Origin of the sequence: Pseudomonas sp. Root569, assembly GCF_001427465.1 — a bacterium.
In the GTDB taxonomy this organism is placed as follows: domain Bacteria; phylum Pseudomonadota; class Gammaproteobacteria; order Pseudomonadales; family Pseudomonadaceae; genus Aquipseudomonas; species Aquipseudomonas synxantha.
The window spans coordinates 251962-270753 of the sequence record NZ_LMGQ01000026.1; the positions used below are offsets into that span (position 1 = coordinate 251962).

The following is an 18792-nucleotide window of genomic DNA, read 5'->3' on the forward strand; positions in this document are numbered from 1 at the left end:
CCTGGGGTTTTGCTCAAACGAGCCGGGGACCGCTCTGGCCACTTTGAATAAGGAGTTTTGACTGATGAGTATCAACAAGCCAGCCACCCCGGCAAAGAGTGAAGTCGCGGGTACTGATACCCCGGATCGTGGCAACACCAACGCCAAGCTGCAGGCCCTGGAAGAATTCCGTTCCGATGCGACCGGCCAGGCCTTGCGCACCAACCAAGGCGTAAAGATTGCCGATAACCAGAACACCCTCAAAGTCGGCGCCCGTGGCCCTTCGTTGCTGGAAGACTTCATCATGCGTGAAAAAATCACGCATTTTGACCATGAACGTATCCCGGAGCGCATCGTGCATGCTCGCGGTACGGGTGCTCACGGTTATTTCCAATCCTATGGGGACCATTCGGCACTGACCAAGGCGGGTTTCCTACGTACCCCGGAGCACAAGACCCCGGTGTTCGCGCGATTTTCCACGGTGCAGGGCCCGCGTGGCTCTGGTGATACCGTACGTGATGTACGTGGCTTTGCCGTGAAATTCTTCACCGAGGAAGGCAACTTTGATCTGGTCGGCAACAACATGCCGGTATTCTTCATCCAGGACGCGATCAAGTTTCCCGACTTTGTACATGCGGTAAAACCTGAACCCCACAACGAAATTCCTACCGGCGGCTCGGCCCACGATACGTTCTGGGATTTCGTTTCGCTGCAGCCGGAGTCGGCGCACATGGTGATCTGGGCCATGTCTGACCGGGCCATTCCGAAGAGCCTGCGGGCCATGCAGGGATTTGGCGTGCACACCTTCCGCCTGATCAATACCGAGGGCAAATCCAGCTTCGTCAAATTCCACTGGCGGCCGAAGGTGGGCACCTGCTCCCTGGTGTGGGACGAAGCGCAGAAGCTTGCCGGTAAAGATACCGACTACCACCGTCGTGACCTATGGGAATCGATTGAAAGCGGCGACTATCCCGAGTGGGAACTGGGTGTACAGATCGTGGCGGAAGAAGACGAACACAAGTTCGATTTCGACCTGCTCGACCCCACCAAGATTATTCCCGAGGAGCTGGTGCCGATCACGCCGCTGGGCAAGATGGTACTCAACCGCAACCCGGATAACTTCTTCGCTGAGGTAGAGCAGGTCGCGTTCTGCCCAGGCCATATCGTGCCGGGCATCGACTTTACCAACGACCCGCTGCTGCAAGGCCGTCTCTTCTCCTACACGGATACCCAGATCAGCCGTCTGGGCGGCCCGAACTTCCACGAGATTCCGATCAACCGGCCTGTGGTGCCTTTCCATAACGGCCAGCGCGACGCACAGCATCGTACGGTCATCGACAAAGGCCGTGCTTCGTACGAGCCGAACTCGATCGACGGCGGTTGGCCGAAAGAAACCCCGCCTGCGCCACAGGATGGTGGTTTCGAAACCTATTACGAGCGTGTCGACGCCAACAAAGTACGTGAGCGCAGTGAATCGTTTGGTGATCACTTCTCCCAGGCCACGCTGTTTTACAACAGCATGAGTCATCACGAGAAGGAGCACATCATCGCGGCCTATAGCTTCGAGTTGGGCAAGGTGGAGCGTGAGTTCATCCGTGCCCGCCAGGTGAATGAAATTCTGGCCAATATCGATCTGGAACTGGCCAAGCGCGTTGCGCAGAACCTGGGCGTGCCGGTGCCGACTAAAGGCACAGTCCCTGCGCGTGAGACATCGCTGAAGGAATCACCAGCGTTGAGCCAGGTGAACTTGCTGTCGGGTGATATCAAGACGCGCAAAGTGGCGATTCTTGCCGCCAATGGCGTGGACGGCGCAGCGATTGCCGCGTTAACCAAGGCGCTGGAGGCTGAGGGCGCACACGCCAAGCTGCTGGGGCCTACCTCGGCGCCGGTGACGACTGCCGATGGCAAGAGCCTGAAAGTGGATGCATCGATGGAAGGCATGCCGTCCATTGCCTTTGATGCGGTGTTTATCCCAGGCGGCGCAGAGTCGGTCAAAGCACTGAGCGGTGATGGTGTGGCGTTGCATTACGTGCTCGAAGCTTACAAGCACCTGAAGGCGATTGCGGCGGCCAGCGACGCGAAGCCATTGCTGGACCTGCTGAAACTGGAGGCGGATGCGGGGTTGATCGTGGGGGCGGATGCCAAGGCGTTCAAGGCGTTCTTTGCTGCGATTGCTCAGCATCGGGTTTGGGAGCGGGAGCCTAAGGCCAAGGCGATTCCGGCTTAAGTTATCTGCTGTAGGTTAGACCGCTATCGTCGCACCGCCCCTCCCACACTTGAATGTATTCACAATTCAAATGTGGGAGGGGCGGTGCGACGATTCGACTTGCCCCCGATGCTTTTAGTCCGCCTTGCGCGGAATCAGCACAACTTGCGCCGGAATATGTTTCAAAATCTGCCGGTGAATCTTTAGGTCATACCCCGAATCAATCCGCTTCACCCGCTTGGTCAATAACGTGGCCAACCACGGGTAATCCTGGGTGCGCGGCACCTGAATGCTGACGTCGCACTGGTAATTCACCACGTCGGTAGCGATGGCATCCAATTGATGACGCATGTCGTCGATATCCGCGAGGTTCAGCGCCACAGTGGTGCTGGGCGCCGCCGGGTCGATGACCTTGGCCGCGGGCTTGGCTTCGGCGGCTTTCAGCGCGGCTTCTGCCTGATCCAATTCAGCTTTGCGCGCATGGCTGATGGCGCTGTTGACGCCACCGGTCAGTGCGGGCGCCTTGGGCATCAGCGCACGGGCACGACTCAGGGCTGTTGCGGCGGCGTTGACGTCGCCTTTTTGCAGCACGATCTGGCTGCGTTGCAAGTAGGCTTCGGCCAGTTGCCGTTGGTAAGGCTCAAGGGCTGGGTCGTTGGGCGACTGCGCCTGCAAAGCCGCGAGCTGGTCTTCGGCGGTGGCCAGCTCGTTGCTGGCCAGGTTTTGCTCCAGCTGTGCGATAGCCGCAGCGCGTGCGTCCGGCGCCTCGGGGGCGGCGGGCGGTGTGCTTTGACAGGCGCCCAGCAGCAGGGAAAATGCGGCAAGGAGCAGATAACGGGAGGTGAACGGCTTCATTCCTGCGACTCTCTATTTGCGCAAAAAGCGAGCAAGTCTACACCCCTCGACGGGGCAGGACAAAACTCAGCAGAAACAGGGCGGCCGCCGTCACCACAATCGACGGTCCGGCCGGGGTGTCCTTGAACCATGACAGCGCCAGGCCCCCGCACACTGCCAGCATCCCCAGGAAGCTGGCGCCGATTGCCATCTGCTCCGGGGAGCGAGCATGGCGCTGGGCGGCGGCGGCGGGAATGATCAGCAGCGACGTGATCAACAATACGCCGACTATCTTCATCGCGACAGCAATCACCACCGCAATCAACAACATCAGGGCCATGCGCAGGGCAGGCACCGGCAAGCCTTCTACCGTGGCCAGCTCTTCATGCACGGTGATCGCCAGCAACGGTCGCCACAGGGTCAGCAGCAGGATCAGCACGGCCGCGCTACCGCCGAGGATCCAGGCCAGGTCGGTCGGGCTGATCGCCAGCAAGTCCCCGAATAGATAAGCCATCAGGTCTATGCGCACTTCATGCATGAAGCTCAGCACCACCAGGCCCAGGGACAGGGTGCTCGGCGCGAGGATGCCCAGCAACGTGTCGGAGGCCAGTGGCTGGCGCTGTTGCAGGGTTACCAGCAGCACCGCCAGCAATAGGCAGCCCACGGTCACGGCGATGGTCGGGCTTACATCCAGCAAGAAGCCCATGGCCACGCCCAGCAGCGCGGCATGGGACAAGGTGTCGCCGAAATAGGCCATGCGCCGCCAGACCACGAACGAGCCCAATGGGCCCGCCACCAGCGCCAGAGCCAAGCCTGCCAGCAGGGCGTAGAGCAGAAAATCAGCCATGCTTGCAGCTATCTCCGTGAACGTGGGGAGTATCGACGACGGCACCATGCAGGTCATGAGCGTGGTCGTGATGGTGGTGGTAGATCGCCAGGCTCTGGGCATTCTTGCCGAACAGCTCGACGAAAGCCGGGTCGCTACTGACCTGCTCCGGGTGCCCGGAGCAGCATACGTGGCGGTTGAGGCAGACAACCTGGTCGGTGGTGCTCATCACCAGGTGCAGGTCGTGGGAGACCATCAGCACGCCGCAGCCATGGCGGTCGCGCAGGCGGGTGATCAGGCTGTACAGCTCGGCCTGACCGGCGACGTCGACGCCTTGTACGGGTTCATCGAGCACCAGCAACTCTGGCTCGCGCAACAAGGCGCGGGCCAGCAGCACACGCTGCATTTCGCCGCCTGAGATGCTTTGTACCGGGCTGTCGATCACTTGCTCGGCACCCACTTCCTTGAGCGCGGCCTGTGCTCGGGCGCGGTCGACACCGGGCACCAGGCGCAGGAAGCGCAATACGGACAGCGGCAATGTCGGGTCCACATGCAGCTTTTGCGGCATATAGCCCACGCGCAGCTTTGGCTTGCGCCACACACTTCCGTTGTCGGGCTTGAGCAAGCCGAGTACGGCGCGCACCAGGGTGGTCTTGCCGGCGCCATTGGGGCCGATCAAGGTGACGATTTGCCCCGGCTCCACGCTCAGTGCGATGTTGTCCAGCACCTTTTGCCCGGCGAATGTGACGCCGACCTGCTCCAGGCGGATTAAGGCGTTGCTCATCAAGCCCCCTGGCAGCCCGCGCACAGGCCGACTACTTCGACCGTTTGCCCTTCGACCTTGAAGCCGACCTCGGCAGAACTTTTGATAATGGCGTCACTGATGCTTTTTTGTTCAAGCTCGATGGCGGCGTGGCATTCGCGGCAGATCAGGAACTGACCCTGATGCGCGTGCTCCGGGTGGTTGCAACCGACGAAGGCGTTGAGCGAGGCGATACGGTGCACCAGGCCGTTTTCCAGCAGGAAATCCAGCGCGCGGTATACGGTAGGCGGCGCGGCGCGACGGCCGTCCTGCTCGCTGAGTACGCCAAGAATGTCGTATGCGCCCAGCGGCTTGTGGCTCTGCCACACCAGCTCCAATACCCGGCGACGCAAGGCGGTCAGGCGCAAGCCCTTCTGCGCGCACAGGGTATCGGCCTCCGACAATGCGGTGTGCACGCAGTGAGAGTGGTCGTGGGGACGGCTGGCAAGCGGTGTTTTAGGCATGAGCGGCGACAGATATTTGATAGAGACGTTATTATGTTACCCGTTCCTACGCCATCGAGTGGTCATCGTGTCCCGACTTTTTGCCGTTTTTGTCGTATTTGTCACCAGTTTGTTCGTCGCGAGTGCCGCCCAGGCCGAGGTCAAGGTGCTGACGAGCATCAAGCCGTTGCAGCTGATTGCCGCTGCCGTGCAGGATGGAGTAGCCGTTCCAGAGGTGTTGCTGCCGCCGGGCGCATCGCCGCATAACTTCGCTTTGCGCCCATCCGACGTACGGCGCGTACAGTCGGTGGACCTGTTGTATTGGATCGGGCCGGATATGGAGACCTTTCTGCCCCGCGTGTTGAAAGGCCGTACGACCGCTACCGTGGCCGTCCAGGACCTGCCAGGGATGAAATTACGTATTTTCGGCGAAGATAGCCATTCCCACGCCGACGATGCCGACGAGCATGACCATGATCATCGACCTGGCAGTGTCGATGCGCATTTATGGTTGTCAACGGTGAACGCGCGGGTAATCGCCACGCGCATGGCTGCGGACCTCAGTGCGGCTGATCCTGCAAACGCCGAGCGTTATCAGGGCAACGCCAAAGCTTTTGGTGAGCGCCTGGATGCGTTGGATGCGCGCTTGAAAAAGCGACTGGCGAGCGTCGATGGCAAGCCTTACTTCGTATTCCATGAGGCGTTTGACTACTTCGAAGAGGCTTACGGCCTCAAGCACACCGGCGTATTCAGCGTGGCCGCCGAAGTGCAGCCAGGCGCCCAGCATGTAGCGGCGATGCGCACGCGCTTGCAGGAGGTGGGTAAGACCTGCGTGTTCAGCGAGCCGCCGTTGCGGCCGCGATTGGCCGAGACGCTGGTTGCCGGGTTGCCGGTGAAGTTGGCGGAGCTGGATGCGTTGGGTGGCTATACCCCGGCTACGGCCCAGGGCTATGAGCAGGTGTTGGAAAAGTTGGGCAATGACCTGGCCGGCTGCCTGGAATCGCTTTAAATGTGGGAGGGAGCTTGCCCCCCCTCCCACATTTCTTTAGAGCGCGAACGGCAGGTGGACGGTGACCTGCTGGCGTTGCAGCAGCCGGTGCTCGAACTCCGCCGGGTCATGGATCAACACATCCTGCCCGGCAAACGATTCGGCTGCGATCAACCGCGACAACCAGAACCGTACGCACGCCACGCGCAGCATGGTCGGCCATAGCTCGGCTTCCTTCGCAGTAAACGGCCGCAGCCCTGCATAAGCGCCCAGCAGCGCCCGGGCGCGTTGCCCGTCGATCGCGCCATCGGTGTCCGAACACCAGTCATTCAAGGCAATCGCCACGTCGTAGAGCATCGGCCCCGAGCAGGCGTTGTAGAAGTCGATCAAGCCCGTCAAGTGCGTGCCTTCGAACATCGCATTGTCGCGAAACAGGTCGGCGTGCACGTTAGCCCGTGGCAGGGCGAGGATGTCGGCCTTGTGGGTTTCGATCTCGCTCAACGCGTCCTGCAGCAAGCGCTGTTGTGCGTCGTTGAGGTGCGAAATCAGCTGCGCGCCCTCACTGAGCATCCAATCCAACCCACGGTCGGTCTTGCGCTCCAGCACCTTTGCGCCCTGGGTGGCCAGGTGCAGGTGGCCGAGCAGCTCGCCGACCTGGACGCAATGCTGGGCGTTGGCGTCCTTGATGTGCTTGCCGGCCAGGCGAGGTTGCAGCAGTGCCGGCTTGCCCTTGAGCTCGCGCAAAGCGATGCCATCGGTGGTGCGCAGAGCGTAAGGCACGGGCAGGTCAGCATCGTGGAGCACGTCAAGCAGTTCGATGAAGAACGGCATTTCCGCCACCGGGCCGCGTTCAACCAGGGTCAGGACGAACTCGCCCTGTTCCAGGCTGATGAAGAAATTAGTGTTTTCGCTGCCGGCGGCAATCCCCTGGAAATCAAGCAGGCGACCGAGCCCGTAGGGTGCGAGAAAAGTTTCCAGCTCGGGCCGAGCCAGGGGGGTAAACACAGACATGGTTAAAACTGCCGTTACGGGCGCGGCCGTGGGCGGCGCCGGTTAAAATTAAGAAATCATTTCCATTCGAAGATCTTCCATGACGGGATCAGCATATCCGGCTGGTCAGAACGGATGAAGTTCGCATCGGTTCCGTCGGCGCGTACCAGGAAGTACGGCGGCGCTCCTTTGGGCGTGACCTTGATCGCGTATAGGAAGCCGTTCTGGCGGTATTCCTGGATCGTCTTGTCGCCTTCCGTGCGAATGGTAACTTCCGGATCACCTCCAGGGGCACTGTCTGCCGCCATGGCAGCCATCGGAGCGAGTGCAATCAAACCGGTCAACAGCAGGCGATTGAATGTACGCATGATAACCTTGTCCCTTTGTTTTCATTGGTCCGGCTATTCTAGCGCCTGACCCGCCGAAAAGGTTGATCCTGCTCATGAGCCAATCGCCCCTCGTCCTGGTGGACGGTTCTTCTTATCTGTACCGCGCCTTCCATGCGCTGCCACCGCTGACCACCTCCAAAGGCCTGCCGACCGGTGCGGTCAAGGGCGTGTTGAACATGCTCAAAAGCCTGCGCAAGCAGTACCCGGACAGCCCCTTCGCGGTGGTGTTCGACGCCAAGGGCGGGACCTTTCGCGATGAGATGTACGCCGAATACAAGGCCAACCGCCCGAGCATGCCCGATGACATGCGCCTGCAGATCGAGCCGCTGCACCAGAGCGTGATTGCCCTGGGCTTTCCTTTACTGTGCGTCGAAGGCGTCGAGGCCGATGACGTGATCGGCACCCTGGCCCGCAGCAGCGCGGCCGCCAGCCGCCCAGTGGTGATTTCTACCGGTGACAAGGACATGGCGCAGCTGGTCGACGGGCACATTACCTTGGTCAACACCATGACCGGTAGCTCGATGGATGTTGAGGGCGTAAAGGAGAAATTCGGCGTCGCTCCGGAGCAGATCATCGACTATCTGGCGCTGATGGGCGATTCGTCCGACAACATCCCAGGCGTTCCGGGCATTGGCCCGAAGACCGCTTCCGGTTTGCTGGTGGGGGTCAATGGCGGCCTCAAAGAGCTTTACGAACAATTGGATATCGTGCCGACCTTGCCTATCCGTGGGGCCAAGACCCTGCCGGCCAAGCTGGAAGAGCACAAGGAGATGGCATTCCTGTCCTATCAGTTGGCGACGATCAAGGTCGATGTGCCGCTGGAAGTGGGCCTGGATGATCTGCATCTGATCGAGCCGGATCGCGAGAAGCTGCTGGAGCTGTACACGCTGCTTGAGTTCAAGAGCTGGTACGAAGAGATCCTGCGCGATGCCAAGCGCGTGGAGCTCAAGTCGGCGAGCGAGGTTGTGCCTGTCGCCGAAACGCTGGTTGAGGCTGTTATATCGGTACCGGTAGAGGCGGTTTACACCACCATCCTGGACCAGGCCACGTTCGACGTATGGCTGAAGAAACTCCACGATGCGCCGTTGTTTGCCTTCGACACCGAAACCACCGGTATCGATGCCCAGCAGGCGCAATTGGTCGGGCTCTCGTTTGCTGTGCGGCCCCACGAAGCCGCCTACATCCCGCTGACCCATTGCTATATCGGCGCGCCGGATCAATTGGACCGGGACACCGTGCTGCTGGCCCTGAAACCGCTGCTGGAAGACCCGACCAAACTCAAGGTTGGCCAGCACGCCAAGTTCGATATGAACATCCTCGCCAACTGCGCCATCGGTGGCGACCCTGCACAGGGCATCACTGTGCGTGGTATCGCCTTCGACACCATGCTCGAATCCTACGTGCTGAACTCCACGGCGACCCGCCACGACATGGACAGCCTGGCGAAGAAGTATCTGGACCACGACACGGTCAGCTTCCAGGACATCGCCGGCAAGGGTGCCAAGCAGTTGACCTTCGACCAGATTGCCCTCGAGCAGGCCGGCCCTTACGCCGCCGAAGATGCCGATGTGACCTTGCGCCTGCATCAGGAACTGCACGCGAAGCTGACCGCGATCCCGAGCCTGGCCAGTGTACTGACGGATATCGAGATACCGTTGGTGCCGGTACTGGCGCGTATCGAGCGCCAGGGCGCATTGGTGGACAAGGAGTTGCTGGGTATCCAGAGCATTGAGCTGGGTAACAAGATGGTTGAACTGGAGCGCCAGGCGTTCGAGATCGCCGGTGAAGCGTTCAACCTGGGTTCACCCAAGCAGCTTGGGGCGATCCTCTATGAAAAACTGGGCTTGCCGGTGTTGAAGAAGACCGGCAAGGGCCAGGCGTCCACCGCCGAGGAAGTGCTGGCCAAGCTGGCCGAAGATGATTTTCTGTTGCCCAAGGTGCTGATGCAGTACCGCAGCATGAGCAAGCTCAAAAGCACCTACACCGACCGCCTGCCTGAACAGATCAACCCGCGTACCGGGCGCATCCACACCTCTTATCATCAGGCCGTGGCGGCGACCGGGCGGTTGTCCTCCAGTGACCCGAACTTGCAGAACATCCCGGTGCGCACTGCCGAAGGACGGCGGATTCGCCAAGCGTTTGTCGCGCCTAAGGGCTACAAACTGCTGGCGGCGGACTATTCGCAGATCGAACTGCGGATCATGGCGCACCTGTCCAAGGACGAAGGCTTGATGAATGCCTTCCGCAATAATCTGGATGTGCACACGGCCACGGCGGCCGAGGTGTTCAAGGTCGAGCTGGGCCAAGTCACATCCGATCAGCGCCGTAGCGCCAAGGCCATTAACTTTGGCCTGATCTATGGCATGGGCGCCCAGAAGCTCGGCAAGGACATTGGCGTCGATACCAAGACAGCCAAGGCTTATATCGATGTCTACTTTGCCCGTTATCCCGGAGTTCGCGAGTACATGGAGCGCACCCGTGCCCAGGCTGCCGACCAGGGGTATGTGGAAACCTTCTTCGGGCGCCGGTTGTACTTGCCGGATATCAACTCCAACAAGCCTCAGGAGCGCGCAGCGGCAGAACGCACAGCGATCAACGCGCCGATGCAGGGCACGGCGGCGGACATCATCAAGAAAGCCATGGTATTGGTGGATAGCTGGCTGACCGAATCGGGCCTGGATGCCAAGGTGATCCTGCAGGTGCACGATGAACTGGTACTTGAGGTGCGGGAAGACTTGGTGGCGCAGGTCGGCGAGAAGATTCGCGAACATATGAGCGCCGCGGCACAGCTGGATGTGCCGTTGGTGGTGGATGTGGGCGTGGGCGACAACTGGGACGAAGCACACTGATCCTGCAGCTGCACCACTACTGCGTGGGGCGGTGCAGCGCTTTAGATCGGAAATCGGCGTCAGTTATTTCCAATAGTTTTCGGGCCTGCCGGAACTTAACCCGTGAATTGCGACTCAGAGTTACTGAATGGGTGGTGAAGCCCTTCAATGCTCCTATGTTGTGTTAAGTGTTGGCAGATATCTGGACCCCGCCCTAGCGGTCCGGAACTTGGACCCCGAACTTCCCTCCCCATACGAAGTCCGGGGTTTTTTTTGCCCGCAGGAAAGTTACTCGGTAACTTCTGCGCCCTTGTCCGCCAATTCCATCCAGTCGGCCAGTACGGTGTAAGCCTCTTCCAGCCCCATGCGTTTTGGCGCTGAGAACAGCTGGATACTGATCGCGTCGCCCCAGCCCTTACGGATTTCGGACTGCACTTTGAGCAAGGTGTTCTTGGCTGCGCCGTAGGTGAGCTTGTCGGCCTTGGTCAGCAGAATATGCATCGGCATGCCGCTGGCGACAGCCCAGTCGAGCATCAGTAGGTCGAAATCGGTCATTGGATGACGGATGTCCATCATCAGGATCAAGCCCTTCAAACTCTCGCGACCACCCAGGTAAGCCTCGAGGTGACGCTGCCAGTGCAGCTTCAGCGGGATGGGTACTTTTGCATAACCGTAGCCCGGCAGGTCGACCAGACGCCGATCATCGTCTAGCTTGAAGAAATTGAGCAGTTGCGTGCGGCCCGGGGTTTTCGAGGTGCGTGCCAGGCTGGCGTGGGTCAGGGTGTTCAGCGCGCTGGATTTACCGGCGTTGGAGCGGCCCGCAAAGGCGACTTCAAAGCCCTCGTCATCGGGGCATTGGTCCACTTTGGCGGCGCTGAGCATAAACGTGGACTGTTGGCACAGGCCGAGGATGGGATTCTTGAGTTGCATGAGATTTCCGATGTGGGCGGTGCCGAAAAAGGGTGCGGCAAGCGGTGTCGTTTCCGTTTCAGTAGCGCCAGTATATAATGCCGCAGATTTTGTGTGTGCTTTGTCCCAGCGAAGGATGAAGTTCACGGGAGCGATAGACCTTTATTGCGCATTAGAACGCAAAACGCTCTCAAACCCTGAAAAGGTCGATGTATGGCCTCAATGGTTGCCGCTTCTGGTGTCCTGGACCCGCTTTATGGCGCTCAGGCTACACAGGATCCGGAAGCGCTGTACAACCGAGTTTGCGTGGTCGCGCTGTTGGCACGCATGACCCAGGGTTTCAAGGCAATGCCGCCGCGTGGTTTGTGCATGGACTGCAGTACTGAGGATTACCAGGCCGTCATTGAGTTGATGGTGAGTAAACCCGGTAGATAACTCTTAAACCCTTAGCCGTAGTTGGATTAGCTGATGAACAAACTGATCGTGAGTCTGCTGTTGACCTTGGGCATCACAGGCGCTGCCGTCGCTGCAGAGGGCCCCGTAAAAGGTGATGCCACTGCCGGTCAAGCGAAGGCCGCCGTGTGTGGTGCTTGCCACGGGCCGGATGGCAACAGCCCGGCGCCGAACTTTCCCAAACTGGCAGGCCAGGGTGAACGCTACCTGAGCAAGCAGATGCACGACATCAAGGATGGCAAGCGCACGGTGCTGGAAATGACCGGTTTGCTGACCAACCTCAACGATCAGGACCTGGCGGACCTCGCGGCGTATTTTGCCAGTCAGAAAGGCAGTGTGGGAGCTGCTGATCCTAAACTGGTCGCGCGTGGAGAGAAGCTGTTCCGTGGCGGCGATCTGGAAAAGGGCCTGCCTGCCTGCACGGGTTGCCACTCGCCGAACGGCGCTGGTAATGCGGCAGCTGGTTTTCCGCATTTGAGTGGCCAGCACGCTCAATACATTGCCAAGCAGTTGACCGATTTCCGTAAGGAAGAAGCCGGCCGGGCCAACGATGGCGACGCGATGACCATGCGTACCATCGCTCGCAAGCTGAGTGACGAAGACATTGCAGCCGTCTCCAGCTACATCCAGGGTCTGCATTAAGTTGCACGCAACGTTAACACTCGATTAATCCCGCGATGCAAGCATAAAAAGGGTGGCCCAGGCCGCCCTTTTTTGTGGCCGGTGCCGTTACACTAACGAACTCATGCCCGCGCAGACCTGTCACACCTAAAGGTCGCGTGAGGCGACTTTATTTGTCCAGGAGTAAAGCATGCGTAATCTGATCCTCAGCGCCGCTCTCGTCACTGCCAGCCTCTTCGGCATGACCGCGCAAGCAGCCGATGTGCCGCTTGAAGCCGGTAAAACCTATGTCGAACTGAGCAATCCGGTTCCAGTATCGGTGCCAGGCAAGATCGAAGTAGTAGAGCTGTTCTGGTACGGCTGCCCGCATTGCTACGCCTTTGAGCCGACCATCAATCCCTGGGCTGAGAAACTGCCTTCGGACGTGAACTTCAAGCGCATTCCTGCCATGTTCGGCGGCCCATGGGATGCCCACGGCCAACTGTTCCTGACCCTGGAAGCCATGGGTGTGGAGCACAAGGTCCACAACGCCGTCTTCGAAGCGATCCAGAAACAAGGCAAGCGCCTGACCAAGCCAGAAGAAATGGCTGACTTCGTCGCCACCCAGGGTGTCGACAAGGACAAGTTCCTGGCCACCTTCAATTCCTTCGCCATCCAGGGCCAGATCAAGCAGGCCAAGGAACTCGCACAGAAGTACGGCGTGCAGGGCGTTCCGACCCTGATCGTCAACGGCAAGTACCGTTTCGACCTGGGCTCTACTGGTGGTCCTGAGCAGACCCTCAATGTCGCCGACCAGCTGATCGCCAAAGAGCGGGCAGCCAAGTAAGGGGCTCGTTATGCGCCGCTGGCGTACCGAACGCGCTGTTGGCCTGCATGACCCGCAGGTCAACGAGCACCACCTGGAGTCCACGGGGCTGCCGCCGGACAGCCGTCTGCGCCTGCTTAGCTTCAATATCCAGGTCGGTATCAGTACCGAGAAGTATCGGCACTACCTCACCCGGGGCTGGCAACACCTGCTACCCCACAACGGTCGGGCCGGTAACCTGCAGAAAATCGGCACCCTGCTCAACGACTTCGACCTGGTCGCCTTGCAGGAGGCCGATGGCGGCAGCATGCGCTCCGGTTATATCAATCAGGTGGAACACCTTGCCCAGCTCGGTGCTTTCCCTTATTGGTACCAGCAACTCAACCGCAACCTTGGGCGCCTGGCGCAGCACAGCAATGGCGTGCTCAGCCGCCTGAAGCCCACCGCCATCGAAGATCATCCGTTACCAGGCCCGAAAGGCCGCGGGGCGATCCTTGTGCGTTTCGGCGAAGGCCCGGAGGCCTTGGTGGTGGTGATGATGCACCTGGCGCTCGGCGGGCGCACGCGCAACCTGCAACTGGCCTACGTGCGTGACATGATTGGCAACTACAAGCATCAGGTGCTGATGGGTGACATGAACACCCATGCCAATGACCTGTTGCAGAATTCCCCGCTGCGCGACCTCGGACTATTGGCGCCGCAAGTCGAGGCCACGTTCCCCAGCTGGCGCCCACAGCGTTGTCTTGATCATATTTTGCTCAGCCCGACCCTTACGCTCGAAAGCGTGCAGGTACTGGCGCAGCCTATTTCCGATCACCTGCCGGTCGCGGTAGAGATTCGTCTGCCGGGTTCGCTCACGGCTGATGCGTTCCCCGCGTTGAGCCCAGGCACCAGCGGACCCCTTGCATGAGCGACGACGCCCAGCGTTGGAAAGAGAAATACCTCAAGAGCATCGAGCAGCAAGACAAGCTCGAACGCCGCTGGGCTGCCCGCCTCGACCTGCTGCGCCGCGGGCTGGTACGCAGCACGCTGGCCGCTGAAGGCACCGATCGCGCCGTCGATCAATGCATGAAGGAAATGCGTGACGTCGTGCGTACCGACGATATGGACGCTGCCCTCGCCGCCTTGCTGCCACGCCTGGAAAAGGCCGTGCTCGATTCCGAGCAGCGTCGCGAAACCCGGGTCGACCAGATCAGCACCGCGCTCACCGCCTTGGTTGCCCAGTTGCAAAAGCTCCCGCTGCCCCGCGAGGTGGCGCGGCCGCTGAAAACCTTCGCCAAGCAGCTCGATGGCCGCGTCGGGCAAGCGCGGGAGATACCACTGCTGCTCAGTGAGCTGAGCAGCCTGCAAGGGCAGGCGCTGAATAACCTGGAGCCTGAGAGCGAAACCGCGCGTTCGGGGCCGGGCCTGCTGCAGCGTTTGTTTGGTAGTAAAGATGCCTCGAGTGAAGCCCCAGAGGCTGACGTCGCGCCACTGTTTCCACCAGAAGTGTCGCCGTCAAAGCCTGTTGTGCCAAAACCGGTGCCTGAGCCCCAAGAGCCCGCGCAATCGGAAGAATTGACACAAGCCTTGCGTGCCTTTGCGCCAGCGCCGCAAACACCCGTCGCCTTTAAGCCAGAGGCTGTTGCGCAGGCCAAGGTGGAAGAGGCCACCAGTGACACATTTGTATTCGAGGCCTCTGCTCAAGGGCAACCTACGGTAGCGCCTGCGCCAGTAATTGAGCCCGACGTGCAGGAGCCTCCGAGTGCGGAGCCTGCGCATGAAAGTGCACTCGCCGCCTTTATCGAAGCACCGCAGGTTCAAGTAGACATACCCGATGAAACCACCATCGGCAGCCTGTCTCTGCCGCCCGTACTGGAAAGCCCCGAGCCAGACGACCTGCAATCAGGCGGGATATACGCGCTGCCTGATTCGCCCGAACCGTCCTACAGCTCGGTGGCCAAGCACATCGAAGACACTTTACTCGGCTTGCTGGAAGACTTGTCGCTGCCCGAGCGTCACCGGCCCCAGGCCGAGGCCATGCGTGAGCGCCTCGCCCATGGCCTGAACTGGTACGAACTGCTGCCGATCCTCGATGACTTGGCGGTGCTGATGCTGGCGATCACTGACAGCGGCCAGCATGAGTTCGAGGCTTATCTCAAGCAGCTCAACGAGCGCCTCGAGGCATTCCAGGGCCATCTGCAGGTCGCCAGCGAAGACCACACCGATAGCAGCCTGGCTGCGCGGGAACTGGATACGCAGATCCGTGAACAGGTCGACGGGCTGCAAAGCAGCGTGCAGGAAGCCGCCGATCTGGACAGCCTCAAGCAAGTGCTCGAAAGCCACCTCGAAGGCTTGCTCGGCACCATGGACGCCCATCAGCAGCAGCGCGACCAGCGCGAACAGGAAGTGGCTGCACGCCTCAAAGGCCTGGCGGAGCGGGTGGCCAACATGGAACAGGAAGCCCTGGGTTACCGCGAGCACTTGGAAGTGCAGCGCCAGAAGGCCTTGCTCGACCCGCTCACTGGCTTGCCCAACCGAGCCGCGTGGAGCGAGCGCCTCGATTATGAGGTCAACGCCTGGCATCAGCGTGGAAACAGCCTTTCGCTCGCCATGCTCGACCTGGATCACTTCAAGCCTATCAACGACGGCTACGGACACCTGGCGGGCGACAAGGTCTTGAAGATCATTGCCAATGTGCTGAGCAAGCGCCTGCGGCCCACCGACTTCATCGCACGCTTCGGCGGCGAAGAGTTCGTGCTGTTGATGCCCGATTCAACGTTGGCGGATGCCTTGGCCGTGGGTGAGGTGTTGCGCGGCGCCATCGCCGCCTGCCCGTTCCACTTCAAGGGCGAACCGGTGACGATCACGGTGTCCATGGGCGTGGCGCAGTTTCAGCCCGGCGAGCGCAGCGACCTGGCACTCAAGCGCGCCGACGGAGCGCTGTATAAGGCGAAGGCGGCGGGACGCAACCAGGTACAGGCGGCATAAAAGATGTTCCATTTTGTAATTTGACGGCCTGGGCATACACGTTACGTTACACTGTTGCATTATCGACTTTCAGTGTAATGCTTCTGCCATGAAATCTTTGTATATCGCTTTTGCGTTTCTGCTACTCACCGGCTGCGCCAGCGGCCCGCGGCTGAACACCAGCCATCCTTCGGTGAACCACGACAACCGCATACAGTTCGTTGTCGTGCATTACACCTCCGCCAACCTTGAACGCTCCCTGGCGTTGTTGACCCATGGCCAGGTCAGCAGCCATTACCTGATCGGCGACGACGCCTCAGGCACCATCTACAAGCTGGTGGATGAAAGCCAGCGCGCCTGGCATGCCGGTGAAAGCGAGTGGATGGGGCGCACCTGGCTCAACTCCAGCTCCATCGGCATTGAGATCGTCAACCCAGGGTTCAGCGATACGCCGGCGGGCCGTGTGTGGTACCCGTATTCCGAAGCGCAGGTAAAGTCACTGATCGTGCTGCTCAAGGACATCAGCAAGCGTAATGGCATCGACCCCAAGAACATCATTGGGCATAGCGACATTGCCCCGCTGCGCAAGCTGGACCCGGGCCCGTTGTTCCCTTGGAAGCGCTTGGCCGCGGAAGGCCTCGCTGTCTGGCCGGATGCCCAGGCGGTGGCCCGATTCCAGGTGCAGTACGCCGCACAGCTGCCGAGTATTACCTGGTTCCAAGAAGAATTGGCTCGCCTGGGCTACCAGACACCGCAGACCGGAGAGTTGGATGTAGCCACGCGTCATGTGATCGCAGCGTTCCAGATGCGCTTTCGTCCATCATTGTTCGATGGCACCCCGGATGCTGAAAGCGCCGCGATCCTGCGGGCCCTGAATCAGCGCTGATCGTGTACATGTAGGAGCGAGCTTCCTCGCGAAGAATCTCAACGCTGTCAGGCAGCCCGCGTCGTTCATGCCTTTTTCGCGAGCAAGCTCGCTCCTACAACGGCAGCGCCATATAGAACTGCGTGCCCTGCCCCGGCCGTGAATACACACCCATGCGGCCGCCATGCAGTTGCACGATCTCCTTGCACAGTGCCAACCCGAGGCCCGCCCCGCCTTTCTTGCGGCCGACCTGCACAAAGGGCTCGAAGATGCGCCCTTGCTGGCCATAGGCGATGCCTTCGCCGTTATCTTCAACGCTGATAATCACCCGCTCGCCATGACGTCGCGCCTGCAGGCGAATCTGCCCGCCTTCGGCGGTATGGCGCAGGGCATTGCCCAGCAGATTGTCGAGCACGCGCTCCAGTTGGACCTGGTCGGCATACAGGCGCGGTAAGTCTGGCTGGGTTTCCACCAGCAACTCAATGCTCTGCGCGTTGGCAGGCTCGACGAACCGGGCCCGTGCGTGCTCCAGCAGGTCGGTCACATCGCAGGCCCCAAGGGTGAGCTTTTGCAGGCCGTTCTGGTAGCGCGAGAAATTGAGCAGGTCGTTGATCAGCTGCATCAGGCGCTGCATTTCTTCATTGACCGTATCCAGCAGGTCCGCTTCGCGGGAATCCGCCGGGAATTTGGCCCGTTCGCGAAACAGGCCGAAGGCCATGTGCATACCGGTCACCGGCGTGCGCAGCTCATGGGAGGCGCGCAGCACAAACTCGCTGCGCACCCGCTCAAAGGCGCGTTGTTCGGTGACGTCATGCAGCACCATCACCGCGCCGAGAATATGCCCCTGTGTATGGCTGACAGGCGTCAGGCTGTAGGTCAGCAGACGCAGCTCGCCCTCGACTTCCACCTCCAGGTCGTCCGGCGCCCGCTCCAGATTACCGCCGCGCAGCACCAGTTGCAGTTGTTCATCCATTTCCGCACGGCCCAGGGCTTCCCCCAGACCTTGTCCGAGTCGTTCCTCATCCCAGCCCAGTTGGCGCTGTGCGACGGGGTTGAGGTGCTCAAGGCAGCCTTGGCGATCAATCATCAGCAAGCCGTCATCGATACTGTCGAGTACCGCTTGCAGGCGCTGCTGACCGGCCAGCAACTCATCAACATTGGTGGCCTGATGTTGGCGCAATGCTTCGGCCATGATGCCGAAACGGCGGGTCAACTGGTTCATTTCCGCCGCCGAAGAGATAGGCAGCGTAACCTCGAAATCGCCCTGACCGATCTTGTCGGCGGCCTTGGCGAGCGCCTCGATGGGGCCACCGAAACGCCGCGCGATGCCGTGGGCGGTGACGAAGCCGATAATCAGCACCGCAAGCCCCACCAACCCGAGAAGGCCGGCGATCAATAACGCCCGCTCGCGGGATTTATGCTCGCTGGTGCTGATGTTTTCCAGCGCCCGCTTGTGATCGGCGATCAGGCCGTTGCGCAACACGTTGAAAGTTTCAGTCAGCTTTTCCTTGCTGCCTGCAGGCGGCGAGGCTTGTTGAGATTGGTCGAACGCCTCGAGAAGGTTCTGGTAATCAGCCTTTGCCTGGCTGAAACCATGGCTTCTTCCATCGAGCTGCTCATGGGCGACGCCTTCGTCCAGCAGCTCGAAATAGTGACGCTTGGAGGCTTGCAGGGCCTCGGGGTCGGGTCGTTTTTCCAGCATCATGATCAGCTGGTCGCCCAGGCTCTGGCGCAACTTGAGCCCCAGGTCCAGGGTGATGAAATTGCTGCGGATCAACGATTCCTGGGTCTTGGCCATTTGCATGACGCTGACCAGGCCCAGGATCAACCCCAGCAAGGCCACGGTGATCAGCGCTGAGATGCTCAGGAATAACCGAGTGCGCAGTTTCATCGCGAGCTTCATAA

At 60.4% G+C, this 18792-nt stretch carries 16 protein-coding genes and 1 pseudogene; 9 read left to right on the plus strand and 8 right to left on the minus strand.

Going from position 1 to position 18792, the window contains the following annotated elements; all coding sequences use genetic code 11:
• The first annotated feature begins 64 nt into the window (after nucleotides 1-64).
• Entirely contained in the window at nucleotides 65-2206 is a 2142-nt protein-coding gene (gene katE / locus ASD70_RS23370) for a catalase HPII (RefSeq protein WP_056847542.1), read from the plus strand.
• A 114-nt stretch (nucleotides 2207-2320) separates the two neighbouring features.
• Here katE and ASD70_RS23375 read toward each other — a convergent pair whose 3' ends face one another.
• From ASD70_RS23375 to zur, 4 genes are read right to left on the minus strand one after another with little or no spacing between them, the layout of a single operon-like run.
• Entirely contained in the window at nucleotides 2321-3040 is a 720-nt protein-coding gene (locus ASD70_RS23375) for a PA5502 family lipoprotein (protein ID WP_046070273.1), read from the minus strand.
• A gap of 37 nt (nucleotides 3041-3077) precedes the next feature.
• Nucleotides 3078-3866, minus strand: coding sequence for a zinc ABC transporter permease subunit ZnuB (znuB, locus tag ASD70_RS23380; RefSeq protein WP_056847543.1), 789 nt, complete (start codon nucleotides 3864-3866; stop codon nucleotides 3078-3080).
• Nucleotides 3859-4629 (minus strand): zinc ABC transporter ATP-binding protein ZnuC, encoded by a 771-nt coding sequence (znuC, locus tag ASD70_RS23385; RefSeq protein ID WP_046070275.1) that lies wholly within the window; start codon nucleotides 4627-4629, stop codon nucleotides 3859-3861. The genes znuB and znuC overlap by 8 nt, the downstream gene beginning before the upstream one ends.
• Nucleotides 4629-5111: a zinc uptake transcriptional repressor Zur gene (gene zur, locus ASD70_RS23390; protein WP_043048330.1), complete on the minus strand. Its 483-nt coding sequence runs from the start codon at nucleotides 5109-5111 to the stop codon at nucleotides 4629-4631. Before zur ends, znuC begins: the two co-directional genes overlap by 1 nt.
• A 58-nt stretch (nucleotides 5112-5169) precedes the next feature.
• Between zur and ASD70_RS23395 the strand changes: the two genes are divergently transcribed.
• Nucleotides 5170-6099 (plus strand): zinc ABC transporter substrate-binding protein ZnuA, encoded by a 930-nt coding sequence (locus ASD70_RS23395; RefSeq protein WP_056847544.1) that lies wholly within the window; start codon nucleotides 5170-5172, stop codon nucleotides 6097-6099.
• A 36-nt stretch (nucleotides 6100-6135) separates the two neighbouring features.
• Here the strand turns inward: ASD70_RS23395 and ASD70_RS23400 are convergent, their stop codons facing one another.
• Together ASD70_RS23400 and ASD70_RS23405 are read right to left on the minus strand one after the other, a co-directional pair.
• Nucleotides 6136-7089: a homoserine kinase gene (locus tag ASD70_RS23400; protein WP_056847545.1), complete on the minus strand. Its 954-nt coding sequence runs from the start codon at nucleotides 7087-7089 to the stop codon at nucleotides 6136-6138.
• 56 nt (nucleotides 7090-7145) lie between these two features.
• Nucleotides 7146-7436 carry a DUF2782 domain-containing protein gene (locus tag ASD70_RS23405; RefSeq protein ID WP_016978788.1) on the minus strand — a complete coding sequence of 97 codons (291 nt, stop codon included), beginning with the start codon at nucleotides 7434-7436 and terminating at the stop codon, nucleotides 7146-7148.
• A 74-nt stretch (nucleotides 7437-7510) separates the two neighbouring features.
• Between ASD70_RS23405 and polA the strand changes: the two genes are divergently transcribed.
• Nucleotides 7511-10306, plus strand: a complete 2796-nt coding sequence (gene polA, locus ASD70_RS23410) for a DNA polymerase I (protein ID WP_046070278.1) — start codon at nucleotides 7511-7513, stop codon at nucleotides 10304-10306.
• Between the two features lie 267 nt (nucleotides 10307-10573).
• On the opposite strand, the gene yihA is transcribed toward polA, so the two are convergent.
• Entirely contained in the window at nucleotides 10574-11215 is a 642-nt protein-coding gene (gene yihA, locus ASD70_RS23415) for a ribosome biogenesis GTP-binding protein YihA/YsxC (protein ID WP_043048336.1), read from the minus strand.
• Nucleotides 11216-11518: 303 nt separating this feature from the next.
• Here yihA and ASD70_RS30040 point away from each other — a divergent pair.
• The 6 genes and pseudogenes from ASD70_RS30040 to ASD70_RS23445 form a co-directional block, all read left to right on the plus strand.
• Nucleotides 11519-11629: pseudogene (locus ASD70_RS30040) on the plus strand (cytochrome); the annotation flags it as partial.
• 33 nt (nucleotides 11630-11662) lie between these two features.
• The gene (locus ASD70_RS23425; protein WP_046070280.1) at nucleotides 11663-12289 is read left to right on the plus strand and encodes a c-type cytochrome; all 627 of its coding nucleotides are present in this window, start codon (nucleotides 11663-11665) and stop codon (nucleotides 12287-12289) included.
• A 169-nt stretch (nucleotides 12290-12458) separates the two neighbouring features.
• A complete protein-coding gene (dsbA, locus tag ASD70_RS23430; RefSeq protein ID WP_046070281.1) occupies nucleotides 12459-13094 on the plus strand; it encodes a thiol:disulfide interchange protein DsbA in 636 nt (211 codons plus the stop codon).
• A gap of 10 nt (nucleotides 13095-13104) precedes the next feature.
• The gene (locus ASD70_RS23435) at nucleotides 13105-13983 is read left to right on the plus strand and encodes an endonuclease/exonuclease/phosphatase family protein (protein WP_046070282.1); all 879 of its coding nucleotides are present in this window, start codon (nucleotides 13105-13107) and stop codon (nucleotides 13981-13983) included.
• The gene (locus tag ASD70_RS23440; protein WP_056847547.1) at nucleotides 13980-16043 is read left to right on the plus strand and encodes a GGDEF domain-containing protein; all 2064 of its coding nucleotides are present in this window, start codon (nucleotides 13980-13982) and stop codon (nucleotides 16041-16043) included. The genes ASD70_RS23435 and ASD70_RS23440 overlap by 4 nt, the downstream gene beginning before the upstream one ends.
• 88 nt (nucleotides 16044-16131) lie before the next feature.
• Complete coding sequence (locus ASD70_RS23445; protein WP_056847548.1) at nucleotides 16132-16908, plus strand: N-acetylmuramoyl-L-alanine amidase; 777 nt, start codon at nucleotides 16132-16134, stop codon at nucleotides 16906-16908.
• A gap of 94 nt (nucleotides 16909-17002) precedes the next feature.
• Here ASD70_RS23445 and ASD70_RS23450 read toward each other — a convergent pair whose 3' ends face one another.
• On the minus strand, nucleotides 17003-18790 hold the full coding sequence (locus ASD70_RS23450; protein ID WP_046070285.1) for an ATP-binding protein: 1788 nt from the start codon (nucleotides 18788-18790) through the stop codon (nucleotides 17003-17005).
• Between the last annotated feature and the right edge of the window lie 2 nt (nucleotides 18791-18792).

Coding starts and splice junctions, on each gene's coding strand:
- katE (WP_056847542.1), top strand. CDS start 65: ATGAGTATCAACAAGCCAGCCACCCCGGCAAAGAGTGAAGTCGCGGGT.
- ASD70_RS23375 (WP_046070273.1), bottom strand. CDS start 3,040: ATGAAGCCGTTCACCTCCCGTTATCTGCTCCTTGCCGCATTTTCCCTG.
- znuB (WP_056847543.1), bottom strand. CDS start 3,866: ATGGCTGATTTTCTGCTCTACGCCCTGCTGGCAGGCTTGGCTCTGGCG.
- znuC (WP_046070275.1), bottom strand. CDS start 4,629: ATGAGCAACGCCTTAATCCGCCTGGAGCAGGTCGGCGTCACATTCGCC.
- zur (WP_043048330.1), bottom strand. CDS start 5,111: ATGCCTAAAACACCGCTTGCCAGCCGTCCCCACGACCACTCTCACTGC.
- ASD70_RS23400 (WP_056847545.1), bottom strand. CDS start 7,089: ATGTCTGTGTTTACCCCCCTGGCTCGGCCCGAGCTGGAAACTTTTCTC.
- ASD70_RS23405 (WP_016978788.1), bottom strand. CDS start 7,436: ATGCGTACATTCAATCGCCTGCTGTTGACCGGTTTGATTGCACTCGCT.
- polA (WP_046070278.1), top strand. CDS start 7,511: ATGAGCCAATCGCCCCTCGTCCTGGTGGACGGTTCTTCTTATCTGTAC.
- yihA (WP_043048336.1), bottom strand. CDS start 11,215: ATGCAACTCAAGAATCCCATCCTCGGCCTGTGCCAACAGTCCACGTTT.
- ASD70_RS23425 (WP_046070280.1), top strand. CDS start 11,663: ATGAACAAACTGATCGTGAGTCTGCTGTTGACCTTGGGCATCACAGGC.
- dsbA (WP_046070281.1), top strand. CDS start 12,459: ATGCGTAATCTGATCCTCAGCGCCGCTCTCGTCACTGCCAGCCTCTTC.
- ASD70_RS23435 (WP_046070282.1), top strand. CDS start 13,105: ATGCGCCGCTGGCGTACCGAACGCGCTGTTGGCCTGCATGACCCGCAG.
- ASD70_RS23440 (WP_056847547.1), top strand. CDS start 13,980: ATGAGCGACGACGCCCAGCGTTGGAAAGAGAAATACCTCAAGAGCATC.
- ASD70_RS23445 (WP_056847548.1), top strand. CDS start 16,132: ATGAAATCTTTGTATATCGCTTTTGCGTTTCTGCTACTCACCGGCTGC.
- ASD70_RS23450 (WP_046070285.1), bottom strand. CDS start 18,790: ATGAAGCTCGCGATGAAACTGCGCACTCGGTTATTCCTGAGCATCTCA.